Genomic DNA, 17,908 nt, shown 5'->3' with positions numbered 1-17,908 from the left:
AACATCAATGAAAAAGAGACTGGCCCGAATCCTCGGCGTCACCGCCGTCGCACTGGCCGCCGCACAGGCCATGGCCGCCGATCTGAAGATCGGCTTCATCAGCTCGCTGTCGGGTCCTGTCGCCGCACTGGGGGTGCCCTACGAAAAGGGCATTCGCGCAGCCATCGCCGAGCATCCCGAGATCGGCGGGCGCAAGGTGCAGCTGATCGTGCTGGACGACGCTTCGGACCCCACCACAGCAGGCCGCAACGCACGCAAGCTGGTGACGGAAGACAAGGTCGATGTGCTCATCGGCACCTCGGGCGTGCCGGGCGCGATGGCCATCGCCTCGGTGGCACGCGAACTCAACACGCCGCTGATCTCGCCCACGCCGGTGACCATCGCCGGCCCCGAAGGCGCGTGGACGGTGACGGTGTCGCAGCCGTTCCCGCTCATGGTCGCGGGCGTGGTGGACCGCATGCAGAAGTCCGGCGTGAAGACGGTGGCTTTCATCGGCTTTTCCGACGCGCTGGGTGACCTGGCTTACGACTCGCTGGTCAAGAGCGCGGCCACGGCCGGCATCAAGGTGGTGGCGAACGAGCGCTATGCGCGCAGCGATTCGTCGGTGGCGGGGCAGATCCTGAAGATCGTCGCCGCGCGGCCCGATGCCGTGTTCGCAGGCAACTCCGGCACGCCCGGCGCGCTGCCTTACATCGCACTCGCCGAGCGTGGCTACAAGGGCAAGATCTACGGCACGCACGGCCTCATCAACGCCGACTTCGTGCGCGTAGGAGGCGCTTCCATCGAAGGCCTGCAGGTGCCCAGCGGCCCTGTGCTCGTGGCCGACCAGTTGGCCGACAGCAACCCGATCAAGAAGGTCTCGATGGGCTTCCGTGCGGCCTACCAGAAGGTGAACGGTGCGGTGCCGACCGATGCCTTCTCCTCGTACACCTACGACGCCTACCTGCTGCTGGCCGACGCCGCCTCGCGCACCAAAGGCGAGCCCGGCACGCCGCAGTACCGCACCGCGCTGCGCGATGCCATCGTGAGTACCAAGGAGTTGGTGGGCACGCACGGCATCTACACCTTCAAGCCCGACGACCGCTACGGCTCCGACCAGCGCGGCGTGGTGATCGTGCAGATGAACAAGGGCCAATGGAAGCTGGTCCCCTGAAAGAAACCTGAGCGCCCGCTGATGACCAGCTACCGCTATCACCCCGACTGCATCGCCGCCCTGGTGCAGGACGACCGCGTGCACCGCGACCTGTACCTGAGCGAGGAGATCTTCGCGCTCGAACAGGAGCGCCTGTTCGCCAACACCTGGGTCTTTCTCGGCCATGCAAGCCAGGTGCCGGAGGCGGGCGACTTCGTGACGCAGGAGGTCGCAGGCCGGCCGCTCCTGATGGTGCGGCAGCCCGATGGCGCAGTGCATGTCATGTACAACCGCTGCGCCCACAAGGGCACGCAGCTGGTGACGGACGAGAGCGGCAACACCGGCCGCTTCTTCCGCTGCCCGTACCACGCGTGGACCTACAAGCTCGACGGCGCGCCACTCGGCCTGCCGCTGAAGAACGGGTACGAGGGCACGCAGCTCAAGGCCTGCGAATCGGGGCAGGGGCTTTCGGTGGTGAAGCATGTGAAGGTCTACCGCGACTTCGTATTCGTGCGGCTTTCCGACGCCGGCCCCACGTTCGAGGACTACTTCGGCGAGGTGCTCGGCGCGATCGACAACATGGTCGACCGCTCGCCCGAGGGCAAGCTCACCGTGGGCGGCGGCGTGCTGCGCAATATCGTCCATTGCAACTGGAAGATGTACCTGGAGAACATCAACGACACGGTGCACCCGATGTCGACGCACGAGTCGGCCACCAAGGCGGCCGAGGCGCTGTGGGAGGGCCATGCGCCTTCTGACCCCAAGCCGATGGCGATGGAGCAGATCCTGCCCTTCGGATCGGGCTACGAGTTCTTCGATAGGATGGGCGGGCGGGTGTTCGCCAACGGGCACAGCGTGCTCGGGGTGAACTTCAGCATCCATTCCAACTACGCGCAGTTGCCCGAGTACGAGGCCGCGATGCAAGCCGCGCACGGGGCCGAGCGTGCGGCCGACATCCTGCAGCGCTCGCCGCAGAACTCGGTCTTCTATCCCAGCCTGTCGGTCAAGGGCTCGCCGCAGGCCATCCGCGTGATCCGCCCGCTCGCCGCCGACCGCACGCTGATCGAGGCCTGGAGCTTCCGCGCGGCCGGTGCGCCCGCACTGCTGTTCGAGCGCGCGATGAGCTACAACCGGCTCGTGTTCTCGCCGATGTCGGTGGTGGCGCACGACGACGTGCACCTGTTCGAGAGCATCCAGCAGGGCCTGCGCGCCGGTGGCAACGAGTGGGTGAGCCTGCACCGCAACTTCGATGCGGCCGAACTCGCGCAGTCGACCATCACCACCAACGGCACGAACGAGTTGCTCATGCGCAACCAGTTCCGCGCCTGGGCGAAGGCGATGGCATTGGAGGTCGCGGCATGAACGACCCACGCGATTTCGTCGCCCACGAGGCCGCGCTGCTGGACGAGCGGCGCTTCGATGACTGGCTGGCGCTCTTCGCCGACGACGGCCACTATTGGGTGCCGCTGCTTGGTGCGGCGCAGGCCGATCCGTTCTCGCACAACTCGCTGGCCTACGAAGACCGGCTGCTGCTGCAGCTGCGCGTCGATCGCCTGAAGAACCCGCGCGCGCATTCGCAGCATCCCGCGAGTCACAGCCAGCATGTGCTACAGCCTTCGCGCATCGAGGAAGAGACCGACGGCGAAGTGCGCCTTCGCACGCCGTTCCTCTACGTCGAGGCGCGCGGCGAATCCCAGAGCCTGCTGAGCGGCACCGCCCGCCACCACCTCGTGCGCACAGCCTCGGGCTGGGCCATCCGTCAGAAGCGCATCGACCTGCTCAACGCCGCGCGCGCGTTGCCGGCGATCCAGTTGTTCATCTGAGTTACCTGTCCATTCCAACCATCCTCACCGGAGCTACGACATGAAGAGCCTGATGCTGACCTTGACGCGCGGTGCCCTCGCCGCGGCGCTGACCGCCTGTGGCGTTGCGAGCGTTTTCGCAGCCGATCTGAAGGTCGGCCTGAGCGTGTCGCTCTCGGGGCCGAACTCCTCGTTGGGCGTGCCCTATGCGAAGGGCATGCAGGCAGCGCTCGCTTACAAGCCCGAGATCAATGGCCGCAAGGTGCAGCTCATCGTGCTGGACGACGGCTCCGATCCGACCACGGCCGGGCGCAATGCGCGCAAGCTCATCGAGGAAGACAAGGTCGACGTGCTCATGGGTACCTCGGGCGTGCCGGCCGCCATCGCGATGGCGCAGGTCGGCAAGGAAGCGAAGACGCCGATGATCGGACTCACGCCCATCCTGCTCGATCCGAACGAGAACCCATGGGTCATGACGGTCGCGCAGCCCACGCAGCTGATGATCGACGCGGTGGTCGAGCGCATGAAGCGCAACAACGTGAAGACCGTGGGCTACATCGGCTTCACCGATGCGTGGGGCGACCTGGTGTACGACGCGCTCATGAAGGCCGCGCCCGGCGCCGGCATCAAGGTGGTGAGCAACGAGCGCTATGCGCGCGCCGATGCCTCGGTGACCGGCCAGGTGCTCAAGATCGTGGCGTTGCGCCCCGACGCGGTGATGACCGGCGGCGCCGGCACGCCGGGTGCGCTGCCGTTCCTCGCGCTGCAGGAGCGCGGCTACAAGGGCGGGGTGTACGGCCAGCACGGGCTCATCAACCCCGACTTCGTGCGTGTGGTCGGCGCGGCGGGCCAGAACGCACTGATGCCTACTGGCCCGGTGATCGTCGCCGAGCAGCTGCCCGACAGCTACCCGACCAAGAAGATCGCGACCGATTTCCGCGCGATGTTCCAGAAGGTCAACAACGCGCCGACCAGCGATGCCTTCTCGGCCTATTCCTTCGATGGCTGGCTGGTGTTTGCCGATGCCGCTTCGCGCGCGATGAAGAAGGCCGAGCCGGGAACGGCAGAGTTCCGCGTCGCATTGCGCGATGCGATCTTCAGTACCAAGGAAGTGGTGGGCACGCACGGCGTCTACACCTTCAAGCCCGGCAGCCTTTACGGCGTGGACGAGCGCGCCCGCGTGATCGTCAAGCTCGACAACGGCCAGTGGAAGCTGGCCCCTTGATCAACGCTCCCTTCCCGAAGAAGACAAGAAAAAAGATGAAAGCAACGCCTGAGGTTTTCCTATGACGTGGAACGTCGCGCTGATCCTCATCACAGACGGCCTGGCCAACGGTGCCGTCTACCTGCTGGCCGGGCTCGGGCTGGTGCTGATCTTTTCCGTGACGCGCGTGGTGTTCGTGCCGTTCGGCGACATCGCGGCCTTCGCGGCGCTGTCGCTCGCGGCCTTCGAAACCGGCCGCGTGCCGGCGACCATCGGCATGGTGGCGGTGCTCGCGGCGCTGGCGCTGGCGACGGAAATCGGTAGCCTGCTGCGGCGCGGCGAGGGCTCGCGCATTCCGAAGGCGGTGCTGATGTGGGGCGTGCTGCCCGCGATCCCGTGCGTGCTCGCATGGATCGCGGCGCGGCCCGGCGTGCCGGTCGCGGTGCACATTGCCGTCGCCGTGCTGCTGGTGGTGCCTATCGCGCCGCTGCTCGCACGGGTGGTGTTCCAGCCGATTGCCGATGCATCGGTGCTGGTGCTGCTCATCGTTTCGCTGGCGCTGCACTTCCTGCTCTCGGGCCTGGGCCTGCTGTTCTTCGGTCCTGAAGGTTCGCGCACCACGCCACTTACGAGCGCGGTGTTCACGCTCGGCGATGGGTTCACGGTCAGCGGCCAGGTGGTGCTGATGGTGGGCGCGGCGATCGTGTTGAGCGGCCTGTTCTTCCTGGTGTTCGAGCGAACGGTGGCCGGCAAGGCGCTGCGCGCCACGGCGGTCAACCGGGTAGGCGCGCGGCTGGTCGGCATCCGGCCGGTGCGCACGGCGTTGCTGGCATATGGCTGCGCTTCGCTGCTCGCCGGCCTCATCGGCGTGCTGATCGCGCCGGTGACGACGATGTACTACGACTCCGGTTTCATCATCGGCCTGAAGGCCTTCGTGGCCGCGATCATCGGCGGGCTCGTGAGCTACCCGATGACGGCCGTGGGCGCGCTCGCGGTCGGGGTGGTGGAGAGCTTTGCCTCGTTCTGGAGCGGCGCGTTGAAAGACGTGATCGTGTTCAGCCTGCTCATACCGGTGCTCATGCTGCGGTCCTTCATGGCCGCGCACTCCGAAGAGGAAGAAGACGAGGTGGACCAATGAACGGCAACCGCAAACGCATGGGCTGGATCGCCGCGGTGGTCGTCGTGCTCGCACTGGTGCCGGCGGTGGCGGGCAGCTTCACGGTCTCGCTGCTCAACGACATCGGCATCGGCGCGCTGGTAGCGCTCGGGCTGGTGCTGCTCACCGGTGTGGGCGGCGCGACCTCGTTCGGGCAGGCCGCCTTCGTGGGCATCGCGGCCTATGCGACGGCGTGGCTCACGACTGCACAAGGCATGTCGCCGTGGATTGGCCTCTTGTTCGCGCTGCTGCTCACGGGCCTTTCGGCGCTTGCCATCGGCATGCTCACGCTACGGCTCGGCGGGCACTTCCTGCCGCTCAGCACGATCGCGTGGGGCCTGTCGATCGCGATGCTGTTCGGCAATGTCGATGCGCTCGGGCGGCATACGGGTCTGTCGAACATTCCGGCGCTGCAGATCGCGGGCTGGTCGCTGGCCGATCCGCGGTCGATGTACTACCTGATCTGGGTGGTGGTGGGGCTCGCCTGCCTGTTCAGCCACAACCTGCTGCAGTCGCGCCCGGGCCGCGCGATTCGCGGGCTGCGTGGCGGCGCGACGCTGCTGGCGAGCGTGGGGGCGGATGCGTACCGCGTGCGCCTCACGCTCTTCGTCACGGCCGCGCTCTTCGCGGGGCTGGCGGGCTGGCTCTATGCGCACATGAACCGCTTCGTGAGCCCGTCGCCCTTCGACGTGCGCGCGAGCATCGAGTACCTGCTGATGGCGGTGGCTGGCGGGCTCGGGCAACTCGCGGGCGCGCTCGTCGGCGCCGCGCTGGTGCTGGTGCTGAAGAACGGCCTGCAAGACGTGCTGCCGATGCTCACCCAGCGTGCCGGGCAGCTGGAGGCCGTGGCCTTCGCCGCGCTCTTCATCCTGCTGCTGCACTTTGCGCGTGGCGGGTTGATGGGATTGCTGCGGCGCTGGACGCGTCGGCGCGGTGGCACGCAGGGTATATCGCGCCACGATGCACCGCCGGTCGATCCGCTGCCGCATCGCCAACTGCCGGCGCGCGGCACGCAGGTGCTGTCGGTGAATGGCGCGGTCAAGCGCTTCGGCGGGCTGGTGGCGGTGAACGACGTGAGCTTCGACGTGAAGGCCGGCGAGATCGTCGGGCTGATCGGGCCGAACGGCGCGGGCAAGTCGACCATGTTCAACCTGCTGACCTGCACGCTGCCGATGACCTCGGGGCAGGTGCGCTTCCTTGACCACGACATCGCCGGCATGCCGCAGCGGCAGGTGGCCCGGCTGGGACTGGCGCGCACCTTCCAGCACGTGAAGCTGCGCCCGCACATGAGCCTGCTCGACAACGTGGCGCTGGGCGCGCATTCGCGCACACGCTCGGGCATCCTGAAGGCGGGCCTGCGGCTCGATCGCAGGGAAGAGATGCAGATCCTGCAGGAGGCGCAGCGCCAGCTCGAACGCATCGGCCTCGGCGACCGCGCGCACGAACTTGCGGGCAGCCTGCCGCTGGGCACGCAGCGCATCCTGGAGATCGCGCGAGCGCTGGCTGCCGATCCGGTGCTGCTGGTGCTCGATGAGCCCGCGGCGGGCCTGCGCCGCAAGGAAAAGATGGCGCTCGGCGACCTGCTGCGCAAGCTGCGCGAAGAGGGCGTGACCATCCTGATCGTCGAACACGACATGGACTTCGTGATGAAACTGGTGGACCGACTGGTGGTGATGAACTTCGGCTCCAAGCTCGTGGAGGGCGTGCCGTCGGCGGTACGTGCCGACGAGCGTGTGCAGGCGGCTTACCTGGGGAGCGTTGTATGACCGCGATGCTGGAGATCGGTGACCTGCATGTTTCCTACGGACAGGTCGAGGCTGTGCGCGGTGTGTCGCTCGACTTGCAGCCTGGCCAGATCATTTCGGTGATCGGGCCGAACGGCGCGGGCAAAACCACGCTGCTGGCCGCCGCCATGGGGCTCCTGCCGTGCAAGGGCACGCTGCGCTTCGAAGGCGAAGACCTGCAAGGGCTCGATGTGGAGGCGCGCGTGGAGCGTGGCCTGTGCCTCGTGCCCGAGAAGCGCGAGCTGTTCGGTGAGCTCACCGTGCTCGACAACCTGCAGCTCGGTGCCTATGCCAAGCGGTTGCGCGGCGATGCGATGAAAAAGCGGCTGCAGTCGGTGTACGACCGCTTTCCGCGGCTGGCCGAGCGCCGCGCGCAGCGCGCCGACACGCTCTCGGGCGGCGAGCGGCAGATGCTGGCAGTGGGGCGTGCGCTGATGTCGGCGCCGCGCCTGTTGATGCTCGACGAGCCCAGCCTCGGCCTCGCACCGCTGATCGTGCGGGACATCCTCACTATCGTGCGCAAGCTGCGGGATGACGGCGTCTCGATCCTGCTGGTCGAACAGAACGCGCGCGCCGCACTCGAAAGCTCGGACGAAGGCTATGTGCTGGAGACCGGCGAGATCGCACTTTCGGGCGCCTCGGCCGAACTCGCGAGCGACCCGCGCGTGCAGGCGACCTATCTCGGAGGGGGCACGCACGATGACGAGTGAGGTGCGCGCACTGCCGCCGGCGCAGCGCACGCTGCCCGCAATGCTGCAGCGGCAGGCGGCGCTGTTCGGGGCGAGACCGCTGCTGCGGATCGCAGGGCGGCAGTGGACGCACGGTGACGCGGCAAAAGCGGCCGCGGTGCGTGCCGGGGCGCTCGCGCAGGCCGGTGTGGCGCGCGGTGACCGCATCGCGGTGATGTGCGGCAACCGCATCGAGTTTCTCGAAACCTTTCTCGGAGCCGGGTGGTTGGGCGCGTCGGTCGTGCCGGTCAACACGGCGTCGATGGGGCCGCAGATCGAATACTTTCTGGCCAACAGCGCGGCGAAACTGCTGGTGATCGAGGCGGGTTTTCTCGAGCGATTGAAGACAGCAGATCTCGCTCGCACGGCGTTGCGCGAAGTGTGGGTGGTGGGCGAGGCCAGCGCCGCGTGGGAGCCGCTCGTCGGCGTGCGTGTGTCGATCTATCCGCAAGGGGCGGAGGCCATCGCGTCTGCAGCGGTGCAGCCGGGCGACCCGCTGGCCATCCTCTACACCTCGGGCACCACCGGCCCGGCCAAGGGCGTGATCTGCCCGCATGCGCAGTATTTCTGGTGGGGCGTGAACAGTGCCGAGGTGCTCGGTGTCGGCCGCGACGACGTGCTGTGCACCACGCTGCCGCTCTTTCACATCAACGCGCTCAACACCTTCGCGCAGGCTGCGCTGACGGGGGCCGAAGTGGTGTTCGAGTCGCGCTTTTCGGCATCGGGCTTCTGGCCGTCGATGCGTGCGAGCGGTGCGACCGTGGTCTACCTGCTCGGTGCGATGGTGCCCATCCTGCTGGCCCAGCCCGAGGGCGAAGGCGAGCGCGATCACCGCGTGCGCATCGGGCTCGGGCCGGGCGTGCCGGCGGCGGCGGGGCAGGCGTTCAAGGCGCGCACGGGCGTGTCGCTGCTCGAGGGCTACGGCTCGACGGAAACCAACTTCGCGATCGCCACCGCGCCCGATTCGCCGCGCGGTGGCGTCATGGGCTGGCTGCGCCCCGGCTTCCAGGCCTGCGTGGCCGATGAAGACGACGTGGCGCTGCCGCCCGGCGAGGCCGGCGAACTGCTGCTGCGTGCGGACGAACCGTATGCCTTCGCGAGCGGCTACTTCAACATGCCGGAGAAGACCGTCGAGGCCTGGCGCAACCTGTGGTTCCACACGGGTGACCGCGTGGTGCGCGATGCCGACGGGGCGTTCCGCTTCGTCGACCGCATCAAGGACGCGATCCGCCGACGCGGGGAGAACATCTCTTCGTTCGAGGTCGAGCAGGTGCTGCTGAGTCACCCCGGCGTGGCCTCGTGTGCCGTGTACCCCGTGCGGTCCGAACTGGCCGAGGACGAGGTGATGGCCGCGCTGGTCGCGCGCGAGGGCGAGCGCATCGATCCGGTGGAGTTGTCACGCTTCTGCGAGGGCCGCCTGCCTTACTTCGCGGTGCCGCGCTACATCGACGTCCTGCCCGACCTGCCGCGCACCGAGAACGGCAAGGTGCAGAAATTCAAGCTGCGCGAGCGCGGCGTGGGGCCACAAACCTGGGATGGTCGGCCCGTCAGGCCGTAAGTCCAAGCGCACCGCGCCGCTGGACCTGAATGGCGGGCGTTTCATGCGGTGACAGCCCGGGTCGTGCAGCACCGTTAAAATGATTCAGAACTAAACAATTCAGGCATGCAATCAAATCTACTCATTGGCCGGCATGCGCTCGTGACCGGCGCTGCGCGCGGCATCGGTGCGGAGATCGCGCGAACCCTGGCGGCCGAGGGCGCCGTGCTGACCCTGCTCGGGCGCGACCGCGAGGCGCTTCAGCGCGTGGCCGATACGCTCGCCGGCAGTGGACATGGCGTGACTACCGCCGATGTGGCCGACCCGGAGGGCGTGCAGGCGGCCTTCGCGCAGGCCCGTGCAGCGCGAGGCCCGATCATCATCCTTGTCAACAACGCAGGTGCCGCCGAGAGCGCGCCGTTCCTCAAGACCTCGGTCGAGCTCTGGCAGCGGATGCTGTCGGTGAACCTTACAGGCAGCTTCTTGTGCGCGCAGGCCGCACTGCCCGACATGCTTGAAGCCGGTTGGGGCCGCATCGTCAACATCGCGAGCACGGCGGGGCAGAAGGGCTATGCCTACGTCTCGGCCTACACCGCAGCCAAGCACGGCGTGATCGGCCTCACGCGCTCGCTCGCGCTCGAAGTGGCGCGCAAGGGCATCACGGTGAATGCCGTGTGTCCGGGCTATACCGACACCGACATCCTGCGCAACAGCGTCGCCAACGTGGTCGGCAAGACCGGCCGGAGCGAGGCCGATGCGCTGGCGGAGTTCTCCAGCGTGAATCCGCAGAAGCGCATCGTGCAGCCGTCCGAGGTGGCCGACGCAGTGCGCTGGCTGTGCGGCGAGGGTGCGGCGTCGGTCACCGGCCAGTCGATCTCTGTTTCGGGAGGAGAAGTGACATGACACGCAACGACGCCTCGCATGCGGCACTGAGCGATGCCGAAGAACTCGGTCATGAAGCACGCGCCGGTCACGAAGACCACGCGATGCTCAAGCTGTGGCTGCGCATGCTCGCGAGCACCACGCAGATCGAGGCCGAGATCCGCCGTCGGCTGCGCGAACGCTTCGGCATCTCGCTCGCGCGCTTCGACTACATGGCGCAGCTCTATCGCTACAAGGACGGGCTCAAGATGCGCGTGCTGTCGCGCTACCTGATGGTGACCGGCGGCAACGTGACCGGCCTGACCGACGAACTCGAACGCGAAGGCATGGTGGCGCGCGCGCCCAGCCCCGACGACCGCCGCGCATGGATCGTGAGCCTCACACCCGCGGGGCGGCGCACTTTCGAGGCGATGGCGAGCGAGCACGAGCAGTGGATCCTCGAGATGTTCTCGGGCCTCGACATGAAGACGGTCAAGCAGATGCACAGCCAGCTCGGGCTGCTGCGCGTGCACGTGATGCGCGGCGAGGCTGCCGGCGAGGAGGGCTGAGCATGGGCGATGCCACTCATGTCGACCTGACGGCGGCAAGCACGGAGTTCCGGCGGCCGCGGCTGATCCGGTTCTCTGACTGCGACCCGGCGGGCATCGTGTTCTATCCGCAGTACTTCGTGATGCTCAACGGGCTCGTCGAAGACTGGGTGAACGACGGGCTCGGCCTGAGCTATCACGGGCTCGTGGCGCAGCGCCGCATCGGTCTGCCGACCGTGAAGCTCGAGGTGGACTTCCGCGCCGTGAGTCGGATGGGCGACCATGTGACGCTTGGCCTCACCGTGGAGCGGCTGGGTTCGCGCTCGATGACGCTGGCAGTGCGCTGCTTCGGTGCCGAGAGCGGCGAAGTGCGCATGCAGATGACGCAGGTGATCGTGACGACATCGCTCGAGACGCATCGAGCGGTTGCCATTCCCGACGACATGCGCGCGGCGATCCTGCGCGACGCACCGGCGTTGGCGAGTTGAACTTCAAGGCGTTGTGTCGGCGTCCTGCGCGTGTTTCTTCAGCCAGCCGCTGAGTTCTCGCTTCCCTTTGGCATTGGCCGTTCGCCACGCCTCGCGCGCGGCCGCGATGAAGCGCTCTTCCGCCGCATCGGGCACTTCGGAGGGCCGGTCTTCCTTGTCGAGCCAGCCGGTCTCCACATCGCAATGCCGCTCGATCTGCCGCGCGAGGTTGTCGCCGATGGGCCGAGAGCTCTTGATCTGGCTCCACATGCTGGGGGAGATTTCGATCTTCTTCGCAAAGGACTGGTCCAGCCCCTTGGCTGGCAGGCCGGCGGCAATGGCGCCCTCGAGAAAGCGGCGATGCAGCGCAAGGACATTGCGACGGCGCGCGACGGTGGTATTGGGCACTGTTCAAAAACAACAACAAGACAAGAAAAGATTGTCCCGGTTGTTGACGTCGCCGTAAACACTATTTACAGTTGCCTCACTCGCGGCTCAAGCCGTCCCTTTTTCCAACCCCTTACAGCCGACAGCGGCAATTTTTTACCAGGAACCATCGTGAACACCGCATTGACCCTCACCAACATTCGACCCGCATCGGGCCGGGCGTTCGTGCGCGTGTGGTCGTGTGGCGGTGGGTTCGACATGCCGTCGTCGAAATCGAATCTGCGCCAGAGCTACGTGCATGCCACGCAAACCGCAGCCCGCCTGCGCGTTGGCAAGTTCGAGGATCAGGTGCTACCGGGTGGAGGTTGCGCATAGGCGCATACCTTCCAAGCTCTCTCCAGCAGAGGCCCGGACACCGAAAGGTTTCCGGGCCTTTTTGTTTTGTTTTTTGCTTTTTGTGCTTTGCCATTTCGGGTGTGCCTTCACCACACCGCCAGAACCCACCGCGTAGACGGTCTGGCGGGATGTGCAGGAACTGATCCCTCCTGTGCAGCGACGTCGTACGGGGCAGCGCCCAGCGCGCTGTCCGTCGCGTGAGGACACAACCGAAATGGAAAAGCGGTCATTCGTTTTTTCGCACCGAACCCGAGCGGGACCGGGCCATTGCAGATGGTCCTTCCGCGGAAACCGGCCGCAAAGATTGGGCGGCGCCGGAACTCGTAACCGGACACTTTTTGTTTTCATCTCGCGTTAGCTCAATGGATCAGAGCACTTGCCTACGAAGCAAGGGGTTGCACGTTCGAGTCGTGCACGTGGGGCCATTTTTGTTTTGCTGTCACCACAACCAAGGAGTCACCATGCGCAAGCGCAACACCCCGATCCGGATGATCATCGTGCGCCCGGCCCAGCCGCGTAGCCGCATGGTGCTCGCTTTGCTTCGCCGTTTGGGTATTGGCGGCGATGCGCGTCGCGTGGCAGCGGACCCATCCGCTTCGCTTGGCCATTTGCGCTTGCGTGAGTGCCTCGATCTCGACCAGCGCGTGCGCGAAATGGGTGAGTGGTAGCCGACCGATCGGTTTTCTCTCTACGGTGTGCGTAGCTCAATGGCAGAGCCGCGGGTTGTGGTCCCGCTGACGACGGTTCGATTCCGTTCGTGCACCCCACCTCATCTTTTCTTCTTCAACCCATTCATCCATCGCCGCAAAAGGAGGCGAGCCACCATGCACCCTCACGTCCTGCAACTCGATATTCAGGGCACGCCGCAAGCCTGGATTTCGCTGGAGCAGGCGGTGCTGCACTACGCCACCGAATCGGTCGCGTGGGAAGACGGCGACCTGCCGCTGGCCACGCTGCGCGGCGGTTTCAACGTGGCGCGCGGTGTGCAGTCGCGCATCGACGTGGCACCCATCATTGCGCTGCGTGGCGCCTCGAGGATCAACCTGTTCGACGTGGTGCCCAGCGTCACCAAGGGCAAGCTGGTGCGCCGCGACCGCCACACCTGCGCGTACTGCGCGGGCGTGTTCCTCGAGCGCGATCTGCAATGCGAGCACGTGCTGCCCGAATCGCGCGGCGGTCCGTGGACTTGGACCAACCTGGTGAGCGCGTGCGCCGTCTGCAACAACAGGAAGGCCGCGCGCACGCCCGAGGAAGCCGGGATGCCGCTGGTGTATCTGCCCTATGTGCCGAGTCGCTTCGAGAACTTCCTGCTTGAAGGCCGCAACATTCGCACGGACGTGCACGAGTGGTTGGCGAGGCGGCTGCCCAAGGGCTCGCGGCTTCAATGAGAGGGATGGGGCTGCGCACTGGCTTGACGACCCTCATGAAAAAAGCCCGCTGTCGTCGGACAGCGGGCTTTTCATTGTGCGGATGGAACGTTCAGCGCCCGACGCCGAAGAATCGATAGGCGATCACCCCTGCAGCCGCGAGGCCGCCGACGATGATGCAGAGCACTTTGGTGACCCGACCATTGCCGCGCCTGGAGCGACCCCAGTGCTCCGGCCCGATCAGGTCGATGGGGACGGTGGGTTTGCCTATGTCGGAAGCCTTTTCCATGGGAGAAATATAGCGCAGGCCGCAAATCACTTTGCCGGGCCAGTGGATTGTGTTGTCACCGGACATCGCCGTTCGCACTGGATGGAGGAGAGCAAAAAATAACCCGCCGAAGCGGGTTCAACGAGCTTTTTCTGCTTCGATGTGATGTCCCTGAAATCCTGATTGTTGTGCTGTGTGACAGCGGGTACAAGATGCCATGTCATGCACCGGACGTTGTGGAGATGGGCCACCGTCAACCGAAGTCGTCATTTGTAAATGTGAAATAGTGCATATATGAACCAAGAAATCATCCTCGAGAGTTTGACGCGCGCACTCGACAGCTGGATCCGCCATGCCTCGGCGGAGCAGCTCTGGCAGGTGCATCAGGCCGGTGGCCTCGGCGCCGCCATTCACGCGGAGGGCGACATCGTCCAGGCGCGCGTCACGCTCGGCGGGCCGCGCAACGTGCTGTCGGACATCGGCAAGACGGATGGGCGACTTCCGGTCACCGAGGCGTTTCTCGGCAAGCGCATTGCGGCCTGGGGCACGCCACCGCCGCAAGGCAGCCCAGAGCGGGAGCAATGGTTCCTGTCGAACGAACTGGCGCAGACGCATGCGCGGCAGTACTTGGTGGCCGAGGTCGGCGAGAAGCGCGATGTGCTCGTGCGCTTTGTCGATGACTGGATCGCTCGCAACGGCTGAGCAGATTCGTGCGATGCCGCCAGACAAATAAAAAAGCCTGCTACCGGTGAGGTAGCAGGCTTTTTCAGCGTTTCCGCCATGTTGGTGGTGGGCCCTGAGTGACTCGAACACTCGACCTACGGATTAAGAGTCCGACATTTCTGTACTTCACTGACGATACTGACGATCTTCCGAAGGAGGTGGACCTTACAGAGGGAAAAAGCACGGTCAGAACTGTCTATTTCATCCACTTCATGCCCCCCTAGACTGTCACCAGCCTGTCACCGAATTTAGAATGGTGACAGTCGTTATCACACAGGAAGAGGCCGTATGGCAGATGGAGCAGCAACCCCGGGGCAGGTAATCAATGGGCTGAAGCCGGGCGCCTTTGCGTCCTTAGGGAAGGTCGGCGTCGGCGCCGGAACGGTAGAGGCACGCAAGCTGGGCGGGGGCGACGTGCACGTCTATTGGCGGTTCACGCTGGCCGGGAAGACCACGCGCGTCCCGATCGGCACCTACGACTCAAGCGCGCCCCCGAAGTCCGTCGAGCCCACGACCAAGGGCTACTCGATACGCGCCGCATTTCGAGCGGCAGAGGCCATGGCGAAGGAGCATCGAGACAGCGCCGACGAGGGAGGCTACGCGGTGCTGCAAGAGCGCCGCCGGGCCGAGCGCGAACTCGCCGCCCGGACGCAGGCGGCTGGCAAGGAGCACACGTTCTACAAGATGTTGGAGGCCTACTGCGACTATCTGAAGGGCCTGGGCCGCGGATCGCACGTCGATGCGCGCAGCATCTTCAAGTTGCACATCAAGGGCGCGTGGCCGAAGCTGGCCGACAAGCAGGCGGGCGAGGTCACATCGGAGGAGGTTGCCGACGTGATGCGAAAGCTGATCGAGAGTGGCAAGGACCGGACGGCCAACAAGCTGCGGAGCTACGTGCGAGCGGCGTTTCAGGTGGCAAAAGCGTCGAGGTCGAAGGCGAGCATTCCGGTGGCATTCAAGAGCTACGGCATCACGACCAACCCGGCCGCGGACACTGCGCCGGACGAATCGGCGAACCGGGCCGACAAGAACCCTCTGACTGGCGACGAGATGCGCAGGTACTGGGGTGCGATCAAGCACCTCGACGGCACGAAGGGCGCGGCGTTGCGTGTGCATTTGCTGACTGGTGGGCAGCGCATTCGGCAACTCGTCGTCGTGATGACGGCTAGCGTGTCCACGGACAGCATTCTTCTGTTCGATGGGAAGGGGCGACCCGGCAAGCCAGCCCGGCCGCACCTCGTGCCACTCATTCCGGCCGCGGCGAAGGCCATGGCGGCGCTGAAGCCTGCCGGCGTGTACGCGATGTCCACCGACGGCGGTGAAACGCACCTGAGCCCCACAACGCTCGCAAACTGGGCCGTCGAGGCCGCAGGCGCCGCAGAGCCGCCTATCGAGGGGTTCAACGCCAAGCGGATCAGGTCCGGCGTCGAGACGCTTCTGGCAAGTGCGCGCGTGTCCCGCGACGATCGGGGCCGCTTGCAAAGCCATGGCGTCGCGGGTGTGCAGGCCAGGCACTACGACGGGCACGAGTATCTCGACGAGAAGCGCGCCGCTCTCGAAACGCTGCACCGTCTCCTGGAGGGCAAGGGCGCCGGCAACGTGGTCAAGATGCCGGTCGCGAAGAAAGCCGCGTAGAGCAGGGCGGCATGACCTTCGCCGATTTCATAGCGTCCACGCGCGCCTCCATCGCTGCCCGCGAGCGACGAGCGGATCAGCGATGGCTGCGAGACGTGATCGCCGGCCGCGCTGATTTGCTTTCGGCAGGCGTGTTTCCTAGGATGGAGCCGCTCTTCGCGAAGTACGACGCCGATCCCGAAATGTCGGCGCTGCTCGAACGCGCCGCGAACGCCTATGCCGACTTCGCGGTGTCTGCTGCATGTTGGGCGCTGGCGTCTGGCGTGATCGAGGATGCGCGGCGCAGCGCGCGGGGCCCCTGAGCGAGCCTGAACGCCAACCTTCCCGTCAGCCCGCTTCGGCGGCCATGCCCGCGACCACCGCTGGGCGCGTCGAAGCGATGACATTGGTATGCTTGACGAGGTTATCTTGACAAGATAACCTAAGGCCATCATCAAACTTTGGGCCAAGCATGTCAGCCACAACCAATCCAGAACTTTTGCAGCGCGCGATGGCCGCTTACTTCCGCACTGGCGGCGATCAGCAGCCTTCTTCCGCGAGCCGCGTCGCGGAGCTTGACGGGCACACGTACGTGATCCTGTCGAATGTGACCGGCCTCCTGGCGATCTACCGGCACCGCAATGACGGTCAACTCAAACGGCTCAAGCGCTGGCCGGTGGAACTGAGCGTGGCGAGCGTTGTCGATGACGGCGCGGACCTCCTGATGCAGGCGGTCAAGCTCGCGGACAGATTGATCGCCAAGGCCGGCAGCGCGGACAAAGCGGACCTGACGAACCTGCGCAAGCTCATCGCGACGGCTGGTTTCACACTCGACTCGACGGACGCGAGCGCTGGCGAAGACCTTCGCGCAGTCTGGGGCCTTGCATGACTTTGACTATCAAACTGCGGGCCCGCCAGCGCGACTTGCTGTACCGCCATCGCGGCTTCAGCCAATACGAAGAGCAGGACATCGTTCAATTCGATCGAGAGGTGCTCGAAGTTCTCGCCGATTCCGTGGTCGCCAGAGCCACCCCGACTTCTGAGTTCCAGCAACTCGCAAATCAAGCTGTAGAGCGTGCCATTGCCGCCAACGCGCTTCCCAGCCGCCCGAAGAAAAGGCCGAAGGAGCGCATCCTGGACGATGCCAAGAAGCGGTCCGCCGTCAGCAAATTTCTCGAAGGCCGGAAAGAAGGCGGCACCGTCGAAGAGGTAGCAGCCGCTGTTGGCGAACAAGTCCGAGGTAAGAATGGAAAGAGCGTGGACGCCAAGACCATTCAGCGCTGGGTGAAGAAGGCCGGCATTGAGGCGCGCGCGCCCTCCCCAGAAACCGCCTCCGTTACCCCTGAGCAGGTTGCGTCCGATATGGGTATTAATCCTGGCTTGCCCACGCCAGATACCCCTTGGGTCCTGCAAGTGATCGAGCATGGTCCGGCGAATCGCCCGATCGGCGCCTCGGTCAGCGACCTGTCCAAAGCGCCTTGGCTCACTCGCAACGAAGAAGCCGATCTGTAGGGGCCGGGCAGCCCAGGCTACGGACAATAAGTAGCCGACTTTCTGTCATCGACGCGGCCGTTCATCGCCGCGAAAGTCCACTCCATCAGCCCCGTCGGAGTGGACTTTCTGGAAATTCCAGACCACTCCATCAACCAAATTGGAGTGGTCATGAGCACCAAAGAAAAGCAAGTTCCCCGTCCTATTCGCATGGCGCCCGTGCGCAACAAGACCGGCCTCTCGCATGGCAGCGTCTACGCGCAGATGGAGAAGGGACTGCTGCCGAGCAGCATCAAGATCAGCGAAAAGAGCGTCGCTTGGCTCGAACACGAGATTGATGAGGTCGTGATGGCCCGCGTCACCGGTAAGACTGACGATCAAATTCGCGCTCTGGTGAAGAAGCTCGAAGCGGATCGCGCCGCGCTGGCCGCTTGAGGGGGAAC

The 17,908-nt window shown here is 65.6% G+C and carries 22 protein-coding genes and 2 tRNA genes; 22 read left to right on the top strand and 2 right to left on the bottom strand.

The features are described from left to right. Positions 1-7: 7 nt before the first annotated feature. The 11 genes from ACSFA7_RS22740 (at position 8) to ACSFA7_RS22690 (ending at position 11,240) form a co-directional block, all read left to right on the top strand. Positions 8-1,153 (top strand): ABC transporter substrate-binding protein, encoded by a 1,146-nt coding sequence (locus tag ACSFA7_RS22740; RefSeq protein ID WP_435501463.1) that lies wholly within the window; start codon positions 8-10, stop codon positions 1,151-1,153. A 21-nt stretch (positions 1,154-1,174) separates the two neighbouring features. Then, positions 1,175-2,494, top strand: coding sequence for an aromatic ring-hydroxylating dioxygenase subunit alpha (locus ACSFA7_RS22735; protein ID WP_435501462.1), 1,320 nt, complete (start codon positions 1,175-1,177; stop codon positions 2,492-2,494). Next, positions 2,491-2,955: an aromatic-ring-hydroxylating dioxygenase subunit beta gene (locus ACSFA7_RS22730; protein ID WP_435501461.1), complete on the top strand. Its 465-nt coding sequence runs from the start codon at positions 2,491-2,493 to the stop codon at positions 2,953-2,955. The genes ACSFA7_RS22735 and ACSFA7_RS22730 overlap by 4 nt, the downstream gene beginning before the upstream one ends. Before the next feature lie 40 nt (positions 2,956-2,995). Then, positions 2,996-4,159, top strand: coding sequence for an ABC transporter substrate-binding protein (locus ACSFA7_RS22725; RefSeq protein ID WP_435501460.1), 1,164 nt, complete (start codon positions 2,996-2,998; stop codon positions 4,157-4,159). A gap of 61 nt (positions 4,160-4,220) precedes the next feature. After that, complete coding sequence (locus ACSFA7_RS22720; RefSeq protein ID WP_435501459.1) at positions 4,221-5,276, top strand: branched-chain amino acid ABC transporter permease; 1,056 nt, start codon at positions 4,221-4,223, stop codon at positions 5,274-5,276. After that, complete coding sequence (locus ACSFA7_RS22715; RefSeq protein ID WP_435501458.1) at positions 5,273-7,060, top strand: branched-chain amino acid ABC transporter ATP-binding protein/permease; 1,788 nt, start codon at positions 5,273-5,275, stop codon at positions 7,058-7,060. The genes ACSFA7_RS22720 and ACSFA7_RS22715 overlap by 4 nt, the downstream gene beginning before the upstream one ends. Beyond that, on the top strand, positions 7,057-7,788 hold the full coding sequence (locus ACSFA7_RS22710; protein WP_042582496.1) for an ABC transporter ATP-binding protein: 732 nt from the start codon (positions 7,057-7,059) through the stop codon (positions 7,786-7,788). The genes ACSFA7_RS22715 and ACSFA7_RS22710 overlap by 4 nt, the downstream gene beginning before the upstream one ends. Further along, entirely contained in the window at positions 7,778-9,364 is a 1,587-nt protein-coding gene (locus tag ACSFA7_RS22705; RefSeq protein ID WP_435501457.1) for an ATP-dependent acyl-CoA ligase, read from the top strand. Before ACSFA7_RS22710 ends, ACSFA7_RS22705 begins: the two co-directional genes overlap by 11 nt. Before the next feature lie 105 nt (positions 9,365-9,469). Further along, the gene (locus ACSFA7_RS22700) at positions 9,470-10,246 is read left to right on the top strand and encodes an SDR family NAD(P)-dependent oxidoreductase (RefSeq protein ID WP_435501456.1); all 777 of its coding nucleotides are present in this window, start codon (positions 9,470-9,472) and stop codon (positions 10,244-10,246) included. Beyond that, a complete protein-coding gene (locus ACSFA7_RS22695; protein WP_435501455.1) occupies positions 10,243-10,773 on the top strand; it encodes a MarR family winged helix-turn-helix transcriptional regulator in 531 nt (176 codons plus the stop codon). Before ACSFA7_RS22700 ends, ACSFA7_RS22695 begins: the two co-directional genes overlap by 4 nt. Positions 10,774-10,775: 2 nt before the next feature. Further along, positions 10,776-11,240: an acyl-CoA thioesterase gene (locus ACSFA7_RS22690; protein WP_435501454.1), complete on the top strand. Its 465-nt coding sequence runs from the start codon at positions 10,776-10,778 to the stop codon at positions 11,238-11,240. A 3-nt stretch (positions 11,241-11,243) separates the two neighbouring features. Here ACSFA7_RS22690 and ACSFA7_RS22685 read toward each other — a convergent pair whose 3' ends face one another. Further along, positions 11,244-11,627 carry a hypothetical protein gene (locus tag ACSFA7_RS22685; RefSeq protein WP_435501453.1) on the bottom strand — a complete coding sequence of 128 codons (384 nt, stop codon included), beginning with the start codon at positions 11,625-11,627 and terminating at the stop codon, positions 11,244-11,246. Positions 11,628-11,777: 150 nt separating this feature from the next. On the opposite strand from ACSFA7_RS22685, the gene ACSFA7_RS22680 reads away from it, so the two are divergent. The 5 genes from ACSFA7_RS22680 (at position 11,778) to ACSFA7_RS22660 (ending at position 13,390) form a co-directional block, all read left to right on the top strand. After that, complete coding sequence (locus tag ACSFA7_RS22680; protein ID WP_435501452.1) at positions 11,778-11,981, top strand: hypothetical protein; 204 nt, start codon at positions 11,778-11,780, stop codon at positions 11,979-11,981. A gap of 369 nt (positions 11,982-12,350) precedes the next feature. Beyond that, a tRNA-Arg gene (locus ACSFA7_RS22675) sits at positions 12,351-12,427 on the top strand. Between the two features lie 36 nt (positions 12,428-12,463). Continuing rightward, complete coding sequence (locus ACSFA7_RS22670; protein ID WP_435501451.1) at positions 12,464-12,670, top strand: short-chain dehydrogenase; 207 nt, start codon at positions 12,464-12,466, stop codon at positions 12,668-12,670. A gap of 25 nt (positions 12,671-12,695) precedes the next feature. Beyond that, positions 12,696-12,769: transfer RNA gene (locus ACSFA7_RS22665), tRNA-His, on the top strand. Between the two features lie 57 nt (positions 12,770-12,826). Then, a complete protein-coding gene (locus ACSFA7_RS22660) occupies positions 12,827-13,390 on the top strand; it encodes an HNH endonuclease (RefSeq protein WP_435501450.1) in 564 nt (187 codons plus the stop codon). 91 nt (positions 13,391-13,481) lie between these two features. Here the strand turns inward: ACSFA7_RS22660 and ACSFA7_RS22655 are convergent, their stop codons facing one another. Then, positions 13,482-13,724 (bottom strand): hypothetical protein, encoded by a 243-nt coding sequence (locus ACSFA7_RS22655; protein ID WP_435501449.1) that lies wholly within the window; start codon positions 13,722-13,724, stop codon positions 13,482-13,484. A 207-nt stretch (positions 13,725-13,931) separates the two neighbouring features. On the opposite strand from ACSFA7_RS22655, the gene ACSFA7_RS22650 reads away from it, so the two are divergent. The 6 genes from ACSFA7_RS22650 to ACSFA7_RS22625 all read left to right on the top strand — a co-directional run bounded on the left by ACSFA7_RS22650 (position 13,932) and on the right by ACSFA7_RS22625 (position 17,900). Continuing rightward, positions 13,932-14,339: a hypothetical protein gene (locus tag ACSFA7_RS22650; RefSeq protein WP_435501448.1), complete on the top strand. Its 408-nt coding sequence runs from the start codon at positions 13,932-13,934 to the stop codon at positions 14,337-14,339. Positions 14,340-14,648: 309 nt separating this feature from the next. Beyond that, the gene (locus ACSFA7_RS22645) at positions 14,649-15,995 is read left to right on the top strand and encodes a phage integrase central domain-containing protein (RefSeq protein WP_435501447.1); all 1,347 of its coding nucleotides are present in this window, start codon (positions 14,649-14,651) and stop codon (positions 15,993-15,995) included. A gap of 11 nt (positions 15,996-16,006) precedes the next feature. Further along, positions 16,007-16,297 (top strand): hypothetical protein, encoded by a 291-nt coding sequence (locus ACSFA7_RS22640; protein WP_435501446.1) that lies wholly within the window; start codon positions 16,007-16,009, stop codon positions 16,295-16,297. Positions 16,298-16,485: 188 nt separating this feature from the next. Then, positions 16,486-16,863, top strand: a complete 378-nt coding sequence (locus ACSFA7_RS22635) for a hypothetical protein (RefSeq protein WP_435501445.1) — start codon at positions 16,486-16,488, stop codon at positions 16,861-16,863. Further along, on the top strand, positions 16,860-17,486 hold the full coding sequence (locus ACSFA7_RS22630; protein WP_435501444.1) for a hypothetical protein: 627 nt from the start codon (positions 16,860-16,862) through the stop codon (positions 17,484-17,486). Before ACSFA7_RS22635 ends, ACSFA7_RS22630 begins: the two co-directional genes overlap by 4 nt. 150 nt (positions 17,487-17,636) lie before the next feature. After that, positions 17,637-17,900, top strand: coding sequence for a helix-turn-helix transcriptional regulator (locus ACSFA7_RS22625; protein WP_435501443.1), 264 nt, complete (start codon positions 17,637-17,639; stop codon positions 17,898-17,900). Positions 17,901-17,908: the final 8 nt, after the last annotated feature.

It is taken from the genome of Variovorax trehalosi, assembly GCF_051216415.1.
GTDB lineage: Bacteria > Pseudomonadota > Gammaproteobacteria > Burkholderiales > Burkholderiaceae_C > Variovorax.
The sequence above is the reverse complement of the archived record's forward strand: the minus strand, read 5'-3'. Positions and strand labels throughout refer to the sequence as shown.

Bases quoted from the DNA above. Each gene is read 5' to 3' on its own strand.
- ACSFA7_RS22740 (WP_435501463.1), top strand. From the start codon at position 8: ATGAAAAAGAGACTGGCCCGAATCCTCGGCGTCACCGCCGTCGCACTG.
- ACSFA7_RS22735 (WP_435501462.1), top strand. From the start codon at position 1,175: ATGACCAGCTACCGCTATCACCCCGACTGCATCGCCGCCCTGGTGCAG.
- ACSFA7_RS22730 (WP_435501461.1), top strand. From the start codon at position 2,491: ATGAACGACCCACGCGATTTCGTCGCCCACGAGGCCGCGCTGCTGGAC.
- ACSFA7_RS22725 (WP_435501460.1), top strand. From the start codon at position 2,996: ATGAAGAGCCTGATGCTGACCTTGACGCGCGGTGCCCTCGCCGCGGCG.
- ACSFA7_RS22720 (WP_435501459.1), top strand. From the start codon at position 4,221: ATGACGTGGAACGTCGCGCTGATCCTCATCACAGACGGCCTGGCCAAC.
- ACSFA7_RS22715 (WP_435501458.1), top strand. From the start codon at position 5,273: ATGAACGGCAACCGCAAACGCATGGGCTGGATCGCCGCGGTGGTCGTC.
- ACSFA7_RS22710 (WP_042582496.1), top strand. From the start codon at position 7,057: ATGACCGCGATGCTGGAGATCGGTGACCTGCATGTTTCCTACGGACAG.
- ACSFA7_RS22705 (WP_435501457.1), top strand. From the start codon at position 7,778: ATGACGAGTGAGGTGCGCGCACTGCCGCCGGCGCAGCGCACGCTGCCC.
- ACSFA7_RS22700 (WP_435501456.1), top strand. From the start codon at position 9,470: ATGCAATCAAATCTACTCATTGGCCGGCATGCGCTCGTGACCGGCGCT.
- ACSFA7_RS22695 (WP_435501455.1), top strand. From the start codon at position 10,243: ATGACACGCAACGACGCCTCGCATGCGGCACTGAGCGATGCCGAAGAA.
- ACSFA7_RS22690 (WP_435501454.1), top strand. From the start codon at position 10,776: ATGGGCGATGCCACTCATGTCGACCTGACGGCGGCAAGCACGGAGTTC.
- ACSFA7_RS22670 (WP_435501451.1), top strand. From the start codon at position 12,464: ATGCGCAAGCGCAACACCCCGATCCGGATGATCATCGTGCGCCCGGCC.
- ACSFA7_RS22660 (WP_435501450.1), top strand. From the start codon at position 12,827: ATGCACCCTCACGTCCTGCAACTCGATATTCAGGGCACGCCGCAAGCC.
- ACSFA7_RS22655 (WP_435501449.1), bottom strand. From the start codon at position 13,724: ATGTCCGGTGACAACACAATCCACTGGCCCGGCAAAGTGATTTGCGGC.
- ACSFA7_RS22650 (WP_435501448.1), top strand. From the start codon at position 13,932: ATGAACCAAGAAATCATCCTCGAGAGTTTGACGCGCGCACTCGACAGC.
- ACSFA7_RS22645 (WP_435501447.1), top strand. From the start codon at position 14,649: ATGGCAGATGGAGCAGCAACCCCGGGGCAGGTAATCAATGGGCTGAAG.
- ACSFA7_RS22640 (WP_435501446.1), top strand. From the start codon at position 16,007: ATGACCTTCGCCGATTTCATAGCGTCCACGCGCGCCTCCATCGCTGCC.
- ACSFA7_RS22635 (WP_435501445.1), top strand. From the start codon at position 16,486: ATGGCCGCTTACTTCCGCACTGGCGGCGATCAGCAGCCTTCTTCCGCG.
- ACSFA7_RS22630 (WP_435501444.1), top strand. From the start codon at position 16,860: ATGACTTTGACTATCAAACTGCGGGCCCGCCAGCGCGACTTGCTGTAC.
- ACSFA7_RS22625 (WP_435501443.1), top strand. From the start codon at position 17,637: ATGAGCACCAAAGAAAAGCAAGTTCCCCGTCCTATTCGCATGGCGCCC.